The organism is Pantoea sp. PNA 14-12 (genome assembly GCF_004364735.1).
Taxonomy (GTDB): Bacteria; Pseudomonadota; Gammaproteobacteria; order Enterobacterales; family Enterobacteriaceae; genus Pantoea; species Pantoea stewartii.
In genome coordinates this window covers 392,626-411,587 of the sequence record NZ_SOAJ01000003.1, presented here as the reverse complement: position 1 = coordinate 411,587, position 18,962 = coordinate 392,626, and the positions used below count along the sequence as shown (strand labels likewise).

Here is an 18,962-nt window from a genome sequence, read left to right as displayed (position 1 = left end):
TATGTTCAGCACAGTCCTGATTGCTAACCGGGGTGAAATTGCCTGTCGCGCCATCCGCACGCTGAAACGTCTGGGCATTAAAAGCGTGGCCGTGTTTTCCGATGCCGACCGCAACGCGCAGCATGTGAAAGAGGCGGATATCGCCGTGGGTCTGGGCGGCGACAAAGCCAGTGACAGCTATCTGCGTATCGACAAAATTCTGGCGGCGGCGCAGGAAACGGGCGCCCAGGCGGTCTGGCCCGGCTATGGTTTTCTGTCAGAGAGTCTGCCCTTTGCTGCCGCCTGTGAAGAGGCCGGTATCGTGTTTGTCGGTCCCACGGCTGCGCAGATTGGCGAGTTTGGGCTGAAACATCGCGCGCGTGAGTTAGCCGCGCAGGCCGGAGTACCGATGACGCCAGGCACGCCGCTGCTCAACACACTTGATGACGCCCTCAGCGCAGCCGAATCCATCGGTTATCCGGTGATGTTAAAAAGCACGGCAGGCGGCGGAGGCATTGGGCTGACGCGCTGTGCCGACGCCGGGGCACTGCGCAATGCCTGGGAGAGCGTCCGTCGACTGGGCGAACAATTCTTTAGTGATGCCGGCGTTTTCCTCGAACGCTGTATCGATCATGCCCGCCACGTGGAAGTGCAGATCTTCGGTGATGGCAAGGGCACCGTGGTGGCGCTGGGTGAGCGCGACTGTTCGCTGCAACGCCGCAACCAGAAAGTGGTGGAGGAAACCCCCGCGCCCTGCCTGCCCGCGGCCACGCGCGCGGCGTTGCTTGCCTCAGCCGTTCGGCTGGGTGAGGTAGTCAATTACCGCAGCGCGGGGACCGTGGAATACATTTATGATGCACAGCAGGACGCCTTCTATTTCCTGGAAGTGAATACCCGCCTGCAGGTTGAGCATCCGGTCACCGAATGCGTCACCGGCCTCGACCTGGTGGAATGCATGTTGCGCGTCGCCGCTGACGAAGCGATCGACTGGCCGCGCCTGCAGCAGGCACCGCAGGGCGCGTCGATTGAAGTCCGTTTGTACGCCGAAGATCCGTTAAAAAACTTCCAGCCCAGCCCCGGCGTGCTCACGCATGTCAGTTTTCCTGACGATGTCCGTGTGGACAGTTGGGTGACGACCGGCAGCGAGGTTTCCAGCTATTACGATCCGATGATCGCCAAGCTCATCGTCCATGCGGACACGCGAGAGGCGGCGCTGGAAAAACTGCAATGCGCACTGAACGCCACACAACTGCACGGTATCGCCACCAATCTTGATTATCTGCGGCAGGTCGTGGCCACCGAGGCGTTCCGTAGCGGCAAGGTCTGGACACGTTTTCTGGACAGCTTTACGCCCGCGGCAGCCGTAGTCGAAGTGCTGCAGGCGGGCACGTTCAGCTCCATCCAGGACGTGCCGGGCCGTCTGGGTTACTGGAATATCGGCGTACCGCCGTCAGGTCCAATGGATGATTATGCCTTCCGCCTTGCCAACCGCATCGTCGGGAATCACGAGTCGGCGGCCGGGCTGGAATTTACCCTGCAGGGCCCAACGCTGCGCTTTCATTGCGCGGCGACCCTTGCTCTCACAGGGGCAGACTGCGGCGCCACGCTGGATGGCATCCCTGTCAGCAACTGGCAGCCGATAACGGTCAATGCTGGTCAAACGCTGACACTGGGTCGCGCCCAGCGCGGTTGCCGCTGTTATCTGGCTATCCGTAACGGCTTTGATGTCCCGGAATACCTTGGCAGTCGTTCCACCTTTTCTCTGGGCCAGTTTGGCGGGCACGCCGGTCGCACGCTTCGGGTTGCCGATATGCTGCCTGTCTCGCAACCGTCACTGGCAGCCTGCACCACGCCCGCGCCGGTCAGCGCTCCGCAGGCACTCAGCCCGGCGCTGATCCCGACGTACACCAGCGAATGGCACATTGGTGTCCTGTACGGACCGCACGGCGCACCTGACTTTTTCACCCAGGCCGCCATCGATGAATTCTTTGCCAGCGACTGGCAGGTTCACTACAACTCCAACCGCCTTGGTGTACGTCTGGTCGGGCCTAAACCGGCCTGGACGCGCGCTAACGGCGGTGAAGCGGGCCTGCATCCGTCCAACGTGCACGACTGTGAATACGCGATTGGCGCAATCAACTTCACCGGTGACTTTCCGGTCATCCTGACCCACGACGGTCCCAGCCTCGGCGGCTTTGTCTGCCCGGTGACGATAGCCAAAGCCGAACTGTGGAAGGTCGGCCAGGTCAAACCGGGCGATAAAATTCGCTTCCATCCCATCAGCGTCGAAGAAGCCGTCGCGCTGGAAAATGCCCGGTTGCAGGTCATCGCCACGTTGCGTCCGCACACGGCGCAGACGTTTGACGTACCGTCGCTGGCCGACAACCGCTTTGGCTCCGCTACCGTGCTCGCCGCCGTTGCCGCCACCGACACCACACCGCAGGCGGTGTATCGTCAGGCCGGCGATAAATACATTCTGATCGAATATGGCGACAACGTGCTGGATCTGGCGCTCCGCCTCCGTGTTCATCTGCTGATGGCGTCGCTGCGTGAGCGACCGGTTGACGGCATCGAAGAGCTCTCCCCCGGCGTGCGTTCACTGCAAATTCGCTATGACAGCCTTACCCTGTCGCAGTCCCAGTTAATGTCCGAGCTGCTGGCCCGGGAAGCCATGCTCGGTGATGTCAGCACGCTGAAAGTGCCCTCTCGCATTGTCTGGATGCCGATGGCGTTTGAAGACAGCGCTACGCTCGGTGCCGTCGAACGTTATAAAGAAACCGTGCGCGCCAGCGCGCCCTGGCTACCCAATAATGTCGATTTTATTCAACGTATCAATGGATTATCCGATCGTGAACAGGTCCGCGATACGCTGTTCAATGCCAGCTACCTGATTTTGGGCCTGGGCGATGTTTATCTGGGTGCACCCTGCGCGGTGCCGATTGATCCTCGCCATCGCCTGCTCAGCTCCAAGTACAGTCCGGCCCGTACCTTTACCGCAGAGGGCACCGTCGGCATCGGCGGCATGTACATGTGCATTTACGGCATGGACTCTCCCGGCGGTTACCAGCTGGTCGGCCGTACGTTACCCATCTGGAACACCTTCCTGAAAAACCCGCAGTTCGGTGCCGGTGAGCCCTGGCTCCTGCGCTTCTTCGATCAGGTGCGCTTCTATCCGGTGAGCGAAGAGGAACTGGCGCAACTTCGTGATGATTTCCGCGAGGGCCGTGCTGCGCTGCGTATCGAAGAAACGGAATTCGATTTTGCCGCTCACCAGGCGTTTCTGGCGGCGAACGCCGACGACATTGCGGCGTTTCGCCAGCGCCAGGCCGCGGCATTTGAGCAGGAGGTCCGGCTCTGGTCGCAGGAGGAGCCGGAAGCCCCCGCTTCCACTGAGGCCGAGTCAGACGCGCCCGCTGAGGATAACAGCGCGCAGGCTGTACAGGCAGATATGAACGGCAATATCTGGAAAGTGCTGGTGCAGGCGGGCGAGACGGTGAGTGCTGGACAAACGCTGGTGATTGTTGAAGCAATGAAAATGGAACTGGCCATTACGGCTCCCTGCGCGGGTCGGGTGAAACGCGTGGCCTGCCAGGCCGGCCGCCCTGTCAGCCCTGGCGACACGCTGCTGTGGCTGGAATAAGGAGCGCCGATGACGACCCGATCACCACGAAGCAAAGCCCGCCCGGAAGCACTGGCAGAACGGGTTTACCAGGCACTGAAAAACGACATTTTTGAGTTCCGCCTGATGCCCGGCGACCGCTTCAGCGAAAGTGAGATTGCAGAGCGCATGGCGGTCAGCCGCACCCCGGTTCGCCAGGCCCTGTTCTGGCTGGAGCGTGAAGGCTATGTCGACGTGTGGTTTCGCAGCGGCTGGCAGGTGAAAGCCTTTGATTTTGCCTACTTCGAAGAGCTGTACGATTTGCGTACCGTCCTGGAGTGCGAGGCGGTCACGCGCCTGTGTGCGTTGCCGCCGACCCAGTGCGCCGACCGACTACGCGAGCTGTATCAGTTCTGGTGCGAAGCCGCGCAGGTGGAAGATGGCAAGCGGGTTTCACAGCATGATGAGGCGTTTCATATGACGCTGGTCGCCGCTGCAGGCAATGCGGAAATGGCGCGGATCCATGCCGAGCTGACAGAGAAAATCCGCATTATCCGGCGGCTTGATTTTACCCGGGAAGATCGTATCGCGGCGACCTATCGCGAACACGCACAGATTTTGCGAGCCATTTTATTGCAAGAGACCCGCGACGCCCGCCAGATCCTGACCGGGCACATTGCCGTCAGTAAAGCGGAGGTCAGAAAAATCACGCTACACATGCTCCAGCAGGCCCGGCTTCAACCCATTGAATAACGTATCCATATCATTAGGGGTTTATCATCGATGAAAAGACGTTCATTGCTTAAAGCTTTTGCTCTCTCAGCTACCGTCGCGGGCATGGGGTTCGCCTGGAGCGCTCAGGCGGCTGACACCATCAAAGTAGGCATCATGCACTCCCTTTCCGGCACCATGGCCATTTCTGAAACGCCACTTAAAGATGTCGCCCTGATGACCATCGATGAAATTAACGCCAAAGGCGGCGTGCTGGGGAAAAAACTGGAGCCCGTAGTGGTGGATCCGGCCTCAAACTGGCCGCTGTTCGCCGAGAAAGCCCGGCAACTGCTGACCCAGGACAAAGTGGCTGTGGTGTTTGGTTGCTGGACCTCGGTATCGCGCAAATCCGTGCTGCCGGTCTTTGAAGAACTGAATGGTCTGCTCTTCTATCCGGTGCAGTACGAAGGTGAAGAGATGTCGCCGAACGTCTTTTATACCGGTGCAGCACCAAACCAGCAGGCGATTCCGGCGGTGGAATACCTGATGAGCCAGGATGGCGGCGGGGCCAAACGTTTCTTCCTGCTGGGAACAGATTATGTTTATCCCCGCACCACCAACAAGATTTTACGCGCCTTCCTGCATTCAAAAGGCGTGCAGGATAAAGATATCGAGGAAGTGTACACCCCGTTTGGCTACAGCGATTACCAGACCATCGTCTCTAATATCAAGACGTTCGCCGCTGGCGGCAAAACCGCGGTGGTCTCCACCATCAATGGCGATTCCAACGTACCGTTCTACAAGGAACTGGCTAACCAGGGCATCAAAGCCACCGATATCCCGGTCGTAGCCTTCTCGGTGGGTGAAGAGGAACTTCGTGGGATTGATACTAAACCGCTGGTCGGTCAGCTGGCAGCCTGGAACTATTTTGAATCCTTAGATAATCCGACCAACGCGAAATTTGTTGCCGACTATCGGGCTTATGCAAAAGCGCACAATCTGCCGAATGCCAGCACCGTGGTAACCAATGACCCGATGGAAGCCACCTACGTAGGCATTCATATGTGGGCGCAGGCCGTCGAGAAAGCCGGTACGACCAATGTGGATAAAGTGCGTGCGGCCATGGCCGGTCAGACCTTTAAGGCCCCGGACGGGTTTACCCTGACGATGGATCAGACCAACCACCATCTGCACAAACCCGTGATGATTGGCGAAGTTGAAGAAAACGGTCAGTTTAACGTGGTCTGGCAGACGGACAAGCCGGTACGCGCCCAGCCCTGGAGCCCGTATATTCCCGGCAATGATAAAAAACCGGATCATCCCGTGAAAACGACGCAGTAAAACTCAGACCGCCCTCGCGCTGGCTGTGAGGGCGGCCGTCAGGACATCCTATGCTCGCCCTTTTGATGAGGCTCACCATGATGCTTCGCCTGAATTTTTTAGCGTTATTGCTGCTTCTGCCGCTGTTTGCCAGCGCCGGACCCGCTACGGACTTTGCCGCCGCCAGCCGAACTCAGCAGGCCGATCTGCTGCAACAGTGGGCCGCTGCGCCAGATGCCCGCCGTTTACCCTTGCTGGAAGCGTTAAAAGCGGAAACCGTCGTAACGGATCAGGACCACCATCCCTTTAGTAAAACCGGGAATACGCTTCAGCCACTGGATGACGCCGCACAGCCCAACGGCGACGTTAAAAAGCTGTTTATGAACAACCGCCTGCGTGTACTGGTCGCCAGTGCTCTCGCCGCCCATCAGTTGGTAAGCCCTGATGCCGGCGTGCGCCTGCGCGCGGCGCAACAGTTACAAAACGACGCGGCCGCAGACCTGCTTCCGCTCATAGAGAAACGCCTCAGTGTTGAAACGGATCCTCAGGTTCATGCTGCGCTGGCCATGACGGCAGCCAACCTGCAGCTGAGCAGCCCGCAGCCGATGGTGCGGCTTAGAGCGGTCAAACTGCTGGGCGAATCCAGCGATCCTAATACTCAGGCCAGCCTGCAGCGCCTGACGCAGCCCGCAGCCGAGCCCGATGAAACGGTGCGCGAGGCAGCGGCAGACAGCCTGAAGCAGATGAAAAGTCGCCTGATGTGGGGCGATCTGCTGGGGCAGGCATTCAGCGGGCTCTCGCTGGGATCGATCCTGCTGCTGGCCGCGCTGGGCCTGGCCATCACCTACGGTCTGCTGGGAGTGATCAATATGGCGCACGGTGAAATGCTGATGCTGGGCGCGTACGCCACCTGGCTGGTACAAAACCTGTTTCAGCAGTTTGCACCGCAGTATATCGCCTGGTATCCGCTGCTGGCGCTGCCGGTCGCGTTTCTGATGACGGCAGCCATTGGAATGGCGCTGGAGCGCACCATCATTCGCCATTTGTATGGCCGCCCGCTGGAAACCCTGCTCGCGACCTGGGGCATCAGCCTGATGCTGATTCAGCTGGTGCGTATGCTGTTTGGTGCGCAGAACCTGGAGGTCGCCAATCCCGCCTGGCTGTCGGGCGGATTGCAGGTGCTGCCCAATCTGGTTCTGCCCTGGAACCGCATTGCAGTCATCCTGTTCGTGGTGTTTGTGCTGATACTGACCTGGCTGCTCCTCAACCGCACACGGCTGGGGATGAACGTGCGCGCCGTCACCCAAAACCGGGCCATGGCCGACTGCTGTGGCGTGCCGACGGGCCGGGTGGACATGCTGGCATTTGGTCTGGGTTCCGGTATCGCGGGGCTGGGCGGCGTCGCCCTGTCGCAGTTAGGCAATGTCGGGCCAGAACTGGGCCAGGGCTACATCATCGATTCTTTCCTGGTGGTGGTGCTGGGCGGCGTCGGCCAGCTTGCCGGAACCGTGGTCGCCGCACTGGGACTGGGCATTCTCAACAAAGTGCTGGAGCCGCAGATGGGGGCCGTATTGGGGAAAATCCTTATTCTGGTGTTGATCGTGCTGTTTATTCAAAAACGTCCGCAGGGACTGTTTGCCGTGAAAGGAAGGGTGACTGACTGATGACGCAACCTCTCACCTTACGTCTGACGCGTCAGGCACCGCGCCTGACGCTGGGCATTGGCGCAGTCGTTACGCTGCTGCTGCTGATCATGCCGTTCCTGGCACTGCTGCCCGCCTCGCATCCGCTGGCGATCTCCACCTATACCTTAACGCTGGTCGGTAAAATTCTGTGCTACGCCGTGGTCGCGGTGGCGCTGGATCTGGTGTGGGGTTATGCGGGCTTACTTTCTCTGGGGCATGGCCTGTTTTTTGCGCTGGGCGGCTATGCGATGGGCATGTACCTGATGCGCCAGGCCTCCGGGGACAGCCTGCCCGCGTTTATGACCTTCCTGTCCTGGGATCGGCTGCCGTGGTTTTGGGCAGGCACGCAGCATTTCGCCTGGGCGCTGTGTCTGATTGTCCTCGTGCCGGGCCTGCTGGCGCTGGTGTTTGGTTTCTTTGCCTTCCGCTCGAAAATCAAAGGCGTGTATTTCTCAATCATGACCCAGGCGCTGACCTATGCCGGCATGCTGCTGTTCTTTCGCAACGAAACCGGTTTTGGCGGTAACAACGGCTTTACCGGTTTTACGACCCTGCTGGGCTTTAGTGTGACCTCAACCAACACGCGCATCGGCTTGTTTATTGCTACCGTCATGCTGCTGTTAGCAAGCCTGGTGCTGGGCTTCGCGCTGGCCCGCAGTAAATTTGGCCGGGTGCTGACCGCTGTTCGGGATGCCGAAAACCGCCTGATGTTCTGCGGTTACGATCCCCGGGGTTTTAAGCTGTTCGTCTGGACCCTCTCGGCCATGTTATGTGGCCTGGCAGGCGCGCTCTATGTGCCCCAGGTTGGCATTATTAACCCCAGTGAAATGTCCCCGACCAACTCCATTGAAGCCGCTATCTGGGTCGCACTTGGCGGGCGCGGTACGCTTATCGGTCCGCTGCTCGGGGCCGCCATCGTCAACGGCGCGAAGAGCGTCTTCACCGTGGCTTTTCCGGAGTACTGGCTGTTTTTCCTGGGGATGATGTTTATTTTGGTCACGCTGTTTCTGCCGCGTGGCGTGATGGGTTTACTGCGCCGGAGAAAAGATGACTGAGACCCTGTTCACCCAAACTCTGCCAGCCGATCGTTATCGTGCCCGGCGCGATCCGGTCCTGCAGTTGGCTAACATCACCGTAACCTTTGAGGGGTTTCGTGCGCTTAACAATCTCTCTTTACAGATTGGCGTCGGTGAACTGCGCTGCATCATTGGTCCTAATGGCGCAGGTAAAACCACGCTGATGGACGTTATTACCGGCAAAACGCGTCCCGACACAGGGCAGGCCATTTACGATCAGGATAAAAACCTCATCGCCCTGTCGCCGGTCGAGATTGCCCGTAGCGGAATTGGGCGCAAATTTCAGAAGCCGACAGTGTTTGAAGCGCTGACGGTATTTGAGAATCTGGAGATTGCCCTGAAAACCACCAAAACCGTCTGGGCCAGCCTGCGTGCGCGCCTTGACAGCGCGCAACGGGATCGGATCGATGAGATCCTGACGCTGCTGCGGCTTAGCGCCGCCCGCCAGCGACCGGCAGGTCTGCTGTCGCATGGCCAAAAGCAATTTCTTGAAATCGGCATGCTGCTGGTGCAGGAACCGCACCTGCTGCTGCTTGATGAGCCCGCTGCGGGCATGACCGATGCGGAAACTGACTACACTGCCGAACTGTTTCGCAGTCTGGCAGGCAAGCATTCACTTATGGTGGTTGAGCACGATATGGGCTTCGTGGAAACCATTGCCGATCACGTCACCGTTTTGCATCAGGGAGCCGTACTGGCAGAAGGTTCCCTGCGCGAGGTACAGGCCAACGAGCAGGTCATTGACGTTTATTTGGGGCGCTAAATGTTACAGGTATCTGAACTGCATCAGTATTATGGCGGCAGCCACATTCTGCGTGGCCTGTCTTTTGAGGTTAAACAGGGTGAAGTCACCTGCCTGCTCGGCCGCAACGGTGTGGGGAAAACCACGCTGCTGAAATGCCTGATGGGCTTAATACCGGCTAAATCGGGCGAGGTGCGCTGGCAGGACAATATCATCAACGGGCGAAAGCCCCACCAGCGCGTGCAGGCCGGCATGGCTTACGTGCCGCAGGGGCGGGAGATTTTTCCGCGTCTGACGGTTGAAGAAAATCTGCTGATGGGCCTGTCACGCTTTTCATCCTCGCAGGCAAAGCAGGTGCCTGAAGAGATTTACCAGCTGTTTCCGGTATTGTTCGATATGAAATCCCGCCGGGGCGGCGATCTGTCCGGCGGCCAGCAACAGCAGTTGGCCATTGGCCGGGCGCTGGCCAGCCGTCCACAGTTGCTGATCCTCGACGAGCCTACCGAAGGGATTCAGCCTTCAGTGATCAAAGAGATTGGCCTGGTGATCCGCCAACTGGCACAGCGCGGCGACATGGCGATTCTGCTGGTCGAGCAGTTTTATGATTTTGCCGCGGACCTGGCCGACCGCTATCTGGTCATGTCGCGCGGTGAAATTATCCAGCGCGGGCGCGGTGAAGAGATGGAAACGGATAACGTGCGGAGCCTGGTCGCCATCTGATTCTCCTCCTGTCAGGCAGGTCGGCGCGCAGGCTGACCTGCCTGGATCGCGGCACCCTGCGCTTTCTTCCCACCTGAGCCATGCACGCCCACGGTACGCATCCGTGACCGGCCCGTTTCTTTTCCGTCGTTAAATTCTTGTGTAATAACGCACAAGACATCTTGTAATAAATAACAGTAAGTATAATAATTCTCATTTGCATTCAATGTGCATAACACCTTTGTCACATGACTTTCTGCGCCTTTCTTCTGCCGGGCGCGTTGTATTTGCCTTTGTAAGGGATAAACAATGAGAATGCCTTTTGGCCCGAAACGGTTAGCGCTACTGTGTTCCATCGCCATTGCCGCCCCTGCGGTCTCCTTTGCCGCCGATACGCTGGTGGTGACAGCAAAGCCGGAAGAAACATCGACCACGCCCACTGAAGGCTACACGGCGACCGTCAGTAAAGGGGCAACCAAAACCGATCGTCCTTTGATCACCACCGGTCAGTCCGTTTCGGTCGTGACGCGCCAGCAAATGGCCGATCAGGGCGCAATGGATGTGAATCAGGCGCTTAACTACACCGCCGGTGCCTTCACGAACTTCGCTGGCGCAGCCACCCGCTACGACACGGTCTCTCTGCGCGGCTTCCACGGCGGCGATGTCGATAACATTTTCCTGGACGGTCTGCGCCTGATGAGCGATCCCGGCAGCTATAACGTGCTGCAGGTCGATCCCTGGTTCCTCGACCGTATTGATGTGATCAAAGGCCCCTCTTCTGCCCTCTATGGACAGACGGTGCCGGGTGGCTTAGTGATGGAAAGCTCCAGACGTCCGCAGTATGCGCCTGAGGGACATTTCCGTTTGTCTACCGGCAACCATAACACCAACAGCGCTGCGTTTGATTACACCAATGCCATCAACGATCAGTGGGCGTTTCGTCTGACCGGCATAACGCGTAACAGTGATACGCAGTACGATCACACACGCGAAGAAAAATATGCGATTTCGCCTTCACTGCTGTGGCAACCTGATGAGGATACGTCACTCCTGCTGCGCGCTTATCTGCAAAAAGATCCGTCCGGCGGCTATCACAGTGCCGTGCCAGGGGACGGCAGCATCACCGAACATAACGGGCGTAAGCTCAGCACCGGTTTCTATGATGGCGACAGCGCGCTGGATCAGTTCAAGCGGCGGGAGCAGATTTACAGCGCGGAATTCGCTCACCGCTTTAATGAAACCTGGGCGTTTCGCTCGAATGCCAGCTACTCCCATTCCAATGTCGATCTGGATCAGGTTTATCAGATTGGCTGGGCATCACCGCAGTCAGAACTGCTCAATCGCTACTATTCCGGCTCGCGTTCGTCGCTGCAGGCGTACGCGATTGATAACCAGCTGGAAGCCGACTTTGATACCGGTCCGGTGGATCACAAGGTGGTGCTGGGTGCGGAATACCATCAGTACACGAACGATTTACGGGGTGCCAGCGGCCCGGCCAGTTCACTCAATGCGCTGACAGGTCAGGCCATGGGCGTGAATCCGGCTTACGTGTTTACAAATTCACAGCGTCGTTACTATCAAACCGGCGTGTACCTGCAGGATGAGCTGAAATGGGACAAATGGCATCTGGATCTCTCAGGCCGCTACGATCGCATCGTGTCTGAAAACCGCCAGTACAGCACCGATACCCAATATCGTCGTCAGGATGATCACGTCAGTGGCCGGGCGGCGCTGCTGTATGCCTTCGATAACGGGATTTCGCCCTACGTCAGCTATAGCCAGGCGATTACGCCACAATCCCTTTCCGGACGGGATGGCAACCTGCTGAAGCCAACGACCTCGGAGCAGTATGAGACCGGCATTAAGTACCAGCCCGTGGGCACGTCCGATCTCTACTCCGCCGCGATCTACGACCTGACACAGAATGATGTCGGTAACCGCGTGGTAGTGGGCTCCTATTATGAACCGGCTGGCAAAGTGCACTCTCAGGGCCTCGAACTGGAAGCGCATAATCAGCTCACCCCGCGACTGAGCACGCTGGCGAGCGTGACGGTGAACCATGTGCGCTTCAAAGATTCCATCGACGGCAATAACGGCCACACGCCTTACGTGACGCCTGACTCGATGGCGTCTGCCTGGGCGAAATACCAGTTTGATGCGGGAATCAGCGTCGGTGCTGGCGTGCGTTACATTGGTCGGCAGTGGGCAGACAATGAGAACACCACACGTCTGCCTTCCGCTACGCTGTTTGACGCCTCGGTCCGCGCTGATTTAGGTGCCTGGAACAGCAGCCTCAAAGGCGCGTTTGTGCAGCTTAATGCCAATAACCTGACCGATCGCGACTACGTTTCTGCCTGCTACGGCACGGGCTTCTGCTACTGGGGCGCAGAGCGCACCGTGGTGGCGACCGTCGGCTACGATTTCTGATCCCTCCCAGGGCGGCAATCCGTGCCGCCTGTCAGCGCTTATGCCACAGCGGCGCAATGTCGCCGCTGTTTTTCTCGCAGAAAAACACGTACTAACCACAGCCACAGCACACCACAGATCAGATTCAACAGGCTGAAGCCTGCGGTACCGCCATGAAAATAGGCCGCTTTGCCTGCCTCAATCCCAAAAGCAAAGACCACCATACTGACCATGCCCAGCATTGCTGCCACGCTGCCCTTCCCTGCCTGACTGGAAAATAACGTCAGTCGGTACAGTCCGGCATTGACCATCCCGCTGCCGAAGCCGTACAGGCTGAGGCCAGCCGTGAGCCCAATGTAGCTGTCCGCCTGCCATAACGTGCTCAGCGCAGCGATCAAAAGCCCTGTAACCACAGGCCAGGCCCCCAACCGTAACGGCTGCTCGACGGAGAGACGGCTGGCCAGTCGTCCCAGCGTGAGATTCCCGGCAATCATTGCCATAAAGACCGGCAGTTGAAGCAGTGCGTAATCCAGTCGGCTCAGGCCCAGACCGTGAATCAGGATAACAGGCGAAAGCGCGACCCATGTCAGGCAGGGAATCGTCACCAGGCCAATAGCCAGCGAACCGCACATCACCTGGCGGTCTTTTAGCAACGCATAATAGCCCGCCGCCAGCGACGGCAGCGATACGGAGGTGCGTCTGTCACCAGCGGTTTCCGGCATCGACAGGCCCAGGCCAATGAGCGACAGCGCGGCCAGAGCAGCGAAAAACAGAAACAGTGTGCGCCAGTCTGCGACGGCCAGAAACGCCGTACCCGCCAGCGGCCCGGCCAGCGGAGCCAGCAGCGCAACGTTCGCCATCAGCGCCATCATCTTTACGCTGAGTGCCTCGTCAAAAGCCTCCTGAATGGCGGCATAGCCCACCGCACCGATAAAGCACAGGCTGATGCCCTGCAGAAAGCGCAGCAGGATAAACGGCCCGATGCCCTGCACCCAGTGCGTCGCCAGACAGGTCAGCATAAAAAACGCAACACCGGTCAGCAGGACCGGACGGCGGCCCAGCTTGTCGGACAGCGGCCCCAGGAGCCACTGTAACAGCATCCCGCCCATCAGATAGGCGGTCAGCGAGGTGGCCACCCACTCCGGGCCCACGTGAAACGCCTGTGTGACCCGCAGCATGCCGGGCTGAATCATGTCATGCGCGAGATAGGTGGCAAACTCAAACAGCACCAGCGATAAAGGAAATAACAGATGTCGTCGCGTCAGGCGCGAGACAGGTTGAAAACGAGCCATCGTCAGTATTATCCAGTAAAACGAGAAAAACGCGGCCGCCAGGGCGACCGCGCTGATGGGAAGGCGGTGATAATCCCGTTAACGCCACCGGGCGACAGGATTCTCCAGCGTGCCGGCAAACTTGAGGTTTTCGGCAGGATCGGACAGGTTGATCATCTGCTGATTATTGGCCAGCTGCAGGCGGTTCAGACAGGAGCGGGTAAAGGTGGGCGCAAACATATCGTAGCGGGCAAATTTACTGGCCAGCTGCGGATGCGCCTGCTGATAATCCTTCACGCACTGTGCCACCAACTGCCAGAACTGACTCTCGGGCAGCGTACCTGACTGGTGCAAAATCGCGCTGATAAAGCGGAAGATACAGTCAAAGACGTCGGTAAAAATCGACAACAGCTTCAGTTCTTCAGGCACGTCTACCGCCAGACGCTGGACGTTCTCCGGCAGTACCGCCTCCGGGTTCATGACGGCGATTTCTTCGCCAATGTCTTTCATGTAGGCGCTGACCGGCACATTGTTTTCCAGCAGCAGGATCAGATTTTCGCCGTGGGGCATAAACACCAGATCGTGTTGATAGAAGCAGTGCAGCAGCGGACTGAGGTAACAGTTAAGGTAACGTTCAACCCACTGTGCCGCGGGCAGGCCTGAGTCGGCGATCAGTGCGGGCAGTAACGGCTGCTGATGATGATCAACATGCAGGAACGCCGCCATGGTCATCAAGCGCTGGCCGGGCTGCAGATCAGGAACCGGATTATCGCGCCACAGGGCCGCAAACATTTTCTTATAGGCGGAATCGCCCTTAATGGCACGTTCGTAATGGCGGTTGTGATAGCCCACGGCGGCCACCTCGCGCAGGATGCGGAAGTTGCAGCGCTGAAGCCAGCCGTCGTTTGCCACCAGCGTTTCCAGCCATTCATTAATCGCAGGCGTGGTCGCCATATAGTACGGCGACAAGCCGCGCATAAAGCCCATGTTGAGCACCGACAGGGCAGTTTTCACATAACGCTTATGAGGCTGGCTGCGGTTAAAGAAGGTACGAATCGACTGCTGCGCCTGATACTGGTCATCACCGATGCCCAGATAAATAATGTCCCGACTGGCAATATCCGCCGCAAACACCGTCAGCAGCTTGTTCTGCCACTGCCACGGATGCACGGGCATAAAGATATAGTCCTCGGGTTCCACCCCGTGGCTTGTCAGCTGAGCCGCGAACCGATCCAGAATGGACTGCCCTAGCTCCTCCTGCAGCAACTGCGTATAGCTCAGCGCGCTGAGGCTGGAGAAATGGGCATGACGACGGTGCACGGCTACCCAGATGAGATTTACCGGCGCGGCGGCCTCTGGAGCATAAGCCAGGTAATCCCGCGCATCGAAGCCGATGCGGCCGTTATTGGCGACGAAGCAGGGATGCCCTTCCGTCATAGAGGATTCCACGGTCTGGAAGTCCGCTTTTACCAGCGCCTGGCTGTCTGGATTCTGCTTCTGCAACTTAAATACGCTGCTGCATAAGGTGCTGCTGATCTCTTCCATATAGGTGGCTAACAGCGCCTGAGGAATGCCGATCTGCGCATTAAACTCCTCAATAAACTGCAGCGCATCCAGCGGTAACGCCCGACCATTCTCCTGCTTTTCCAGTGAGGCAACGTCGATATCCCAGTGGTCCAGCGCCAGACGCTGAGCGGAAAAATGGTACTCTGCCTCGGCACCCGGCACGGCCAGGCGATAACGTCCTGGGTGCATTTCGTCGGGGACGATCAGCTTTTCATGCGCGAATTCGGCAATCGCTTTACGAATCAGTAAACGGTTAGCCTGCAGCCAGTGAGGTCCGGTGAGATGGGCACCGGTTAACAGTGAGGTGGCGTGATTCATTCGTGAGTCCTGCAGTAATGCCTGTTGATAATCGTCGCGCTGACAGAAGGCGAGCCAGGCGGTTTTGTGGCCCATATCAATGGTGTGCTGGTAGCGAAAACCCGCACGTTTGTTCAGGCGATGGATTTTGTCGTTGCGCACATCCGGCTCGACCACCACGCGACTGACCTCGGGGCGGCTGAACAGGTAGTCCATAACGGTGCTGAAGACCTGCCAGCTAAATTCCCTGACCGGGGTTTCCGCGGGCGCGATCAGAATATGCATGCCGTAGTCGTCCGGCTGAGCGGGATAGTATTTACCTACTTCATCCTCGCGGGCGCGATAGCATTCGACAAGGAAGGCCGGTTCACCATTGCAGCAGCCGATCAACGCCGCATGCGGATCCCTGGCCGTCAGCTGGTGGTAAAAGTCGGCGACCTGCTCTGGTGTGTCATTCTGCATTCCCCAGAAGCGGGCATAGTCGCGCGTCACCCAGCGATGAATCAGCGTGGCGTCAGCGGCCTGCATGGGGCGGAGGGTAAACTGGCCTGCCGGGCGGGCGGCAGTGAAAAGCGTTAACTGTGACATATTACGATTCCGATTGAGCCGGGAAAGTCTGGAAGGCAATCTGCCGTTCGACGGGATAGATCTCTTTGCCGGTGATTTCACGCAGCAGCACCGAATTGCGATAGCAGGCCATACCCAGATCCGGTGTAACGAAGCCGTGCGTGTGCAGCTCCGCGTTCTGCACGAAGATCTGGTTGTGGCGATCAATGCTGTAGTTACGCTGAACGTCGTAACGGCCCTTCTCGTCCCAGCGCAGACGCTGGCTGATGCCTTCAATAAACATCGGCGGACGATACTGATAGCCCGTTGCCATCACCAGACCGTGCGTACGGCGGGTAAAGGCACAATCCTGCTCCTGCTGATGCAGCGCGAGCTCGAACTCTCCGTTGGGTAATGCGCGCATTCCGGTCAGTTCTGAATGGGTGAACAGATTAACGTTCAGCGCGCCATCCAGTTGCTTAACGTACATCAGATCGTAAATAGCGTTGATCAGCGTGCTGTTGATGCCTTTATAGAGATTTTTGTGGCGCGCATTCAGCGCATCGCGTTTCTCACCCGGCAGCGCGTGGAAATAGTCCACCCATTCTGGCGAGGTCATCTCCAGCGTCAGTTTGGTATATTCCAGCGGATAAAAGCGTGGCGCACGGGTTATCCAGTTCAGCTGATAGCCAAACCGATCGATCTCCGTAAGCAGATCGTAATAGATCTCTGCCGCGCTCTGCCCGCTACCCAGTACGGTAATGGACGGTTTTTTCTGCAAATCCGCCTTATTCGCCAGATACTGACTGGAGTGCGTAAAACGCGACCGGAATGGATGGCTGCAGGCAGGCAGCCAGGCTTCAGGACCGGTGCCCAACACCAGCCTGCGGGTCAGCCAGTCCTGCTGCTGCCCACTGACCGTATCGACTGCCCGCACGCGGTAGCACTGCAACGCTTCGTCGTAGCTCACATAGTCCACGCGCGTGTTCCAGCGTAGGTTACTCAGCTTTGAACAGGCCCACTGACAGTACTGGTTGTACTCTTTACGCATCAGGAAAAAGTCTTCGCGGATATAGAACGAATACAGTTTTCCTTTCTGCTTCATATAGTTCAGCAGACTGTAAGGACTGGTGGGATCGGCCAGCGTCACCAAATCGGCCATAAACGGCGTTTGCAGATGCGCACTTTCCAGCATCATGCCGGTATGCCAGTCAAAGCCCGGATTCTGATCCAGAAAGAGGCCATTCAGCCCTTCAACAGGTTCACTCAGACAGGCCAGGCTGAGATTGAAAGGACCGATGCCAATTCCGATAAAGTCATAAATGTTGTCGTTCATCGTACCGTTCTCACTGGTTAGCGGCTTGCAAAGTCAGGTCACGTGCCTGCTCCCGGCCGTAATGGACAATCAGGGCAATGACGTCTTCCATGTCAGCCACCGTAGTGGTGGGATTCAGCAGGGTAAATTTGAGGTACTGGTGACCCTCGACTTTCGTACCGGCGATCACCGCGTTACCCGAGCGGAACAACGCCTTGCGGATACCGGCATTGATGGCATCCAGCTGTGCGGCCCGCATGTCAGGCCGGGGTACGAAACGGAAGATTTGTGTGGTCAGTTCAGGCGCATGCAGCACCTCAATGGACGGATGGGCTTTCAGCAACTGATGGGTTGCCTCGGTCAACGTCAGGATGGTATCGAATGCTTCCCCCAGCGCCGCCGGGCCCATGATGCGCAACGTCAGCCACATTTTCAGCGCGTCAAACCGGCGCGTCGTCTGAATACTTTTGTTGACCAGGTTTGGCGTCCCTTCCTGCTGGGCGCTGAGCGGATTGAGGTAATCGGCATGGTGCGTTACATGGCTGAGGTGCTGTTTATCGCGCACGAAAAACGCCCCGCAACTGACGGTCTGGAAGAATGACTTGTGATAATCCACCGTCACCGAGTCCGCTTTTTCGATACCACTGAGGCGCTGCCGCTGCGTTTCAGATACCAGCAGGCCACAGCCGTAAGCCGCATCGACGTGCATCCAGATGCCGTGCTGCTGACACAGATCCGCGATAGCGTTCAGCGGATCGATACTGCCAAAATCGGTGGTGCCACTGGTGGCCACGACGGCGATGGGAATCAGGCCCTGCGCATGGCAGTGCTCAATTTCGCGCTCAAGCTGTACGCTGTCCATGCGGTAGTGTTCGTCGTAATCCACGGAAATCACCGCATCGTAGCCCAGGCCAAGAATCGCCATCGACTTCTGAATACTGAAATGACTCAGTCGGGAGGTCAGCACGCGCCATTTCGCGGCCTCCGCCGGCAACCCCTTATGCTTGATCAGGTGACCCGGATGGTGCGTGGCGCACCAACTGTCCCGCGCCAGCAGCATCGCCATCAGGTTGGACTGCGTACCGCCACTGGTAAAGATGCCGTCTGCGCTCGCAGGCAGGCCGATGCGGCCCAGCGTCCAGTCAATGACCTTCTGCTCAATCAGCGTGCCGCCCGCGCTTTGATCCCAGGTATCGACGGAGCTGTTTACCGCCGCCATGATCTGCTCTGCCAGCAGCGAGGGCAGCACAACCGGGCAGTTAAGATGGGCGACATATTTGGGGTGGTGGAACCAGACGGCATCGCGCAGGTAAAGTGACCGCAGCTCTTCCAACGCGGCTTCGCTGCTGCCCAGAGGCTGATCAAGGTCGACGGCGCTGAACGCCGGGGCCAGCTCATGGGGCAGGATTCCGCTGAACGGCTTCTCCACGCGCTGCACCGTGCTGCTGATCAGCGCCAGCGCCGCGTGCGTTTGCTGCTGCCACGCCGTAATCTGCGCCTCGTTAAAGATGACGTCCTGAGCCGCAGGAATATCTTCAGACAGATGTCGGCGCGGGACCGACAGAGTTTGCTTACGTAACACCATATCCTGTTCCTTTGTTTAAGACGTAAGTCGCCTGGCCGCCCCGGTAAAAGGGCAGCAGATCGTGCCAGACCGCACGTGTCAGTTCAGATTCGGTAATCTTTAGCCGGTACAGCTAACCCATCAGCCCTGAAAAATTGAGAATTTATGTTCGCAAAAATCCAAAAAA

General features: G+C 58.1%; 12 protein-coding genes. 8 read left to right on the top strand and 4 right to left on the bottom strand.

Translation table 11 applies throughout. The annotated features are described in order from the left end of the window. The first annotated feature begins 1 nt into the window (after position 1). The 8 genes from uca (at position 2) to C7434_RS12970 (ending at position 12,237) form a co-directional block, all read left to right on the top strand. The gene (gene uca, locus C7434_RS13005) at positions 2-3,619 is read left to right on the top strand and encodes an urea carboxylase (protein ID WP_033740214.1); all 3,618 of its coding nucleotides are present in this window, start codon (positions 2-4) and stop codon (positions 3,617-3,619) included. A 9-nt stretch (positions 3,620-3,628) separates the two neighbouring features. Further along, the gene (locus C7434_RS13000; protein ID WP_006117610.1) at positions 3,629-4,330 is read left to right on the top strand and encodes a GntR family transcriptional regulator; all 702 of its coding nucleotides are present in this window, start codon (positions 3,629-3,631) and stop codon (positions 4,328-4,330) included. 30 nt (positions 4,331-4,360) lie between these two features. Beyond that, the gene (gene urtA / locus C7434_RS12995; RefSeq protein WP_033740212.1) at positions 4,361-5,629 is read left to right on the top strand and encodes an urea ABC transporter substrate-binding protein; all 1,269 of its coding nucleotides are present in this window, start codon (positions 4,361-4,363) and stop codon (positions 5,627-5,629) included. A 77-nt stretch (positions 5,630-5,706) separates the two neighbouring features. After that, a complete protein-coding gene (gene urtB / locus C7434_RS12990; RefSeq protein WP_033740342.1) occupies positions 5,707-7,272 on the top strand; it encodes an urea ABC transporter permease subunit UrtB in 1,566 nt (521 codons plus the stop codon). Continuing rightward, positions 7,272-8,348 carry an urea ABC transporter permease subunit UrtC gene (gene urtC, locus C7434_RS12985; RefSeq protein ID WP_033740211.1) on the top strand — a complete coding sequence of 359 codons (1,077 nt, stop codon included), beginning with the start codon at positions 7,272-7,274 and terminating at the stop codon, positions 8,346-8,348. Before urtB ends, urtC begins: the two co-directional genes overlap by 1 nt. After that, the gene (urtD, locus tag C7434_RS12980) at positions 8,341-9,132 is read left to right on the top strand and encodes an urea ABC transporter ATP-binding protein UrtD (RefSeq protein ID WP_133745520.1); all 792 of its coding nucleotides are present in this window, start codon (positions 8,341-8,343) and stop codon (positions 9,130-9,132) included. The genes urtC and urtD overlap by 8 nt, the downstream gene beginning before the upstream one ends. Further along, on the top strand, positions 9,133-9,831 hold the full coding sequence (gene urtE / locus C7434_RS12975; protein ID WP_033740208.1) for an urea ABC transporter ATP-binding subunit UrtE: 699 nt from the start codon (positions 9,133-9,135) through the stop codon (positions 9,829-9,831). It begins immediately after the preceding gene. A gap of 288 nt (positions 9,832-10,119) precedes the next feature. Continuing rightward, entirely contained in the window at positions 10,120-12,237 is a 2,118-nt protein-coding gene (locus C7434_RS12970) for a TonB-dependent siderophore receptor (protein WP_033740205.1), read from the top strand. Between the two features lie 38 nt (positions 12,238-12,275). Here the strand turns inward: C7434_RS12970 and C7434_RS12965 are convergent, their stop codons facing one another. From C7434_RS12965 to C7434_RS12950, 4 genes are all read right to left on the bottom strand, one after another. Then, the gene (locus tag C7434_RS12965) at positions 12,276-13,508 is read right to left on the bottom strand and encodes an MFS transporter (RefSeq protein WP_033740203.1); all 1,233 of its coding nucleotides are present in this window, start codon (positions 13,506-13,508) and stop codon (positions 12,276-12,278) included. Between the two features lie 78 nt (positions 13,509-13,586). Then, positions 13,587-15,938: a GNAT family N-acetyltransferase gene (locus C7434_RS12960; protein ID WP_133745519.1), complete on the bottom strand. Its 2,352-nt coding sequence runs from the start codon at positions 15,936-15,938 to the stop codon at positions 13,587-13,589. A 1-nt stretch (position 15,939) separates the two neighbouring features. Further along, positions 15,940-17,232 carry a lysine N(6)-hydroxylase/L-ornithine N(5)-oxygenase family protein gene (locus C7434_RS12955; protein WP_033740201.1) on the bottom strand — a complete coding sequence of 431 codons (1,293 nt, stop codon included), beginning with the start codon at positions 17,230-17,232 and terminating at the stop codon, positions 15,940-15,942. Positions 17,233-17,242: 10 nt separating this feature from the next. After that, positions 17,243-18,796: an aspartate aminotransferase family protein gene (locus C7434_RS12950; RefSeq protein WP_033740200.1), complete on the bottom strand. Its 1,554-nt coding sequence runs from the start codon at positions 18,794-18,796 to the stop codon at positions 17,243-17,245. Positions 18,797-18,962: the final 166 nt, after the last annotated feature.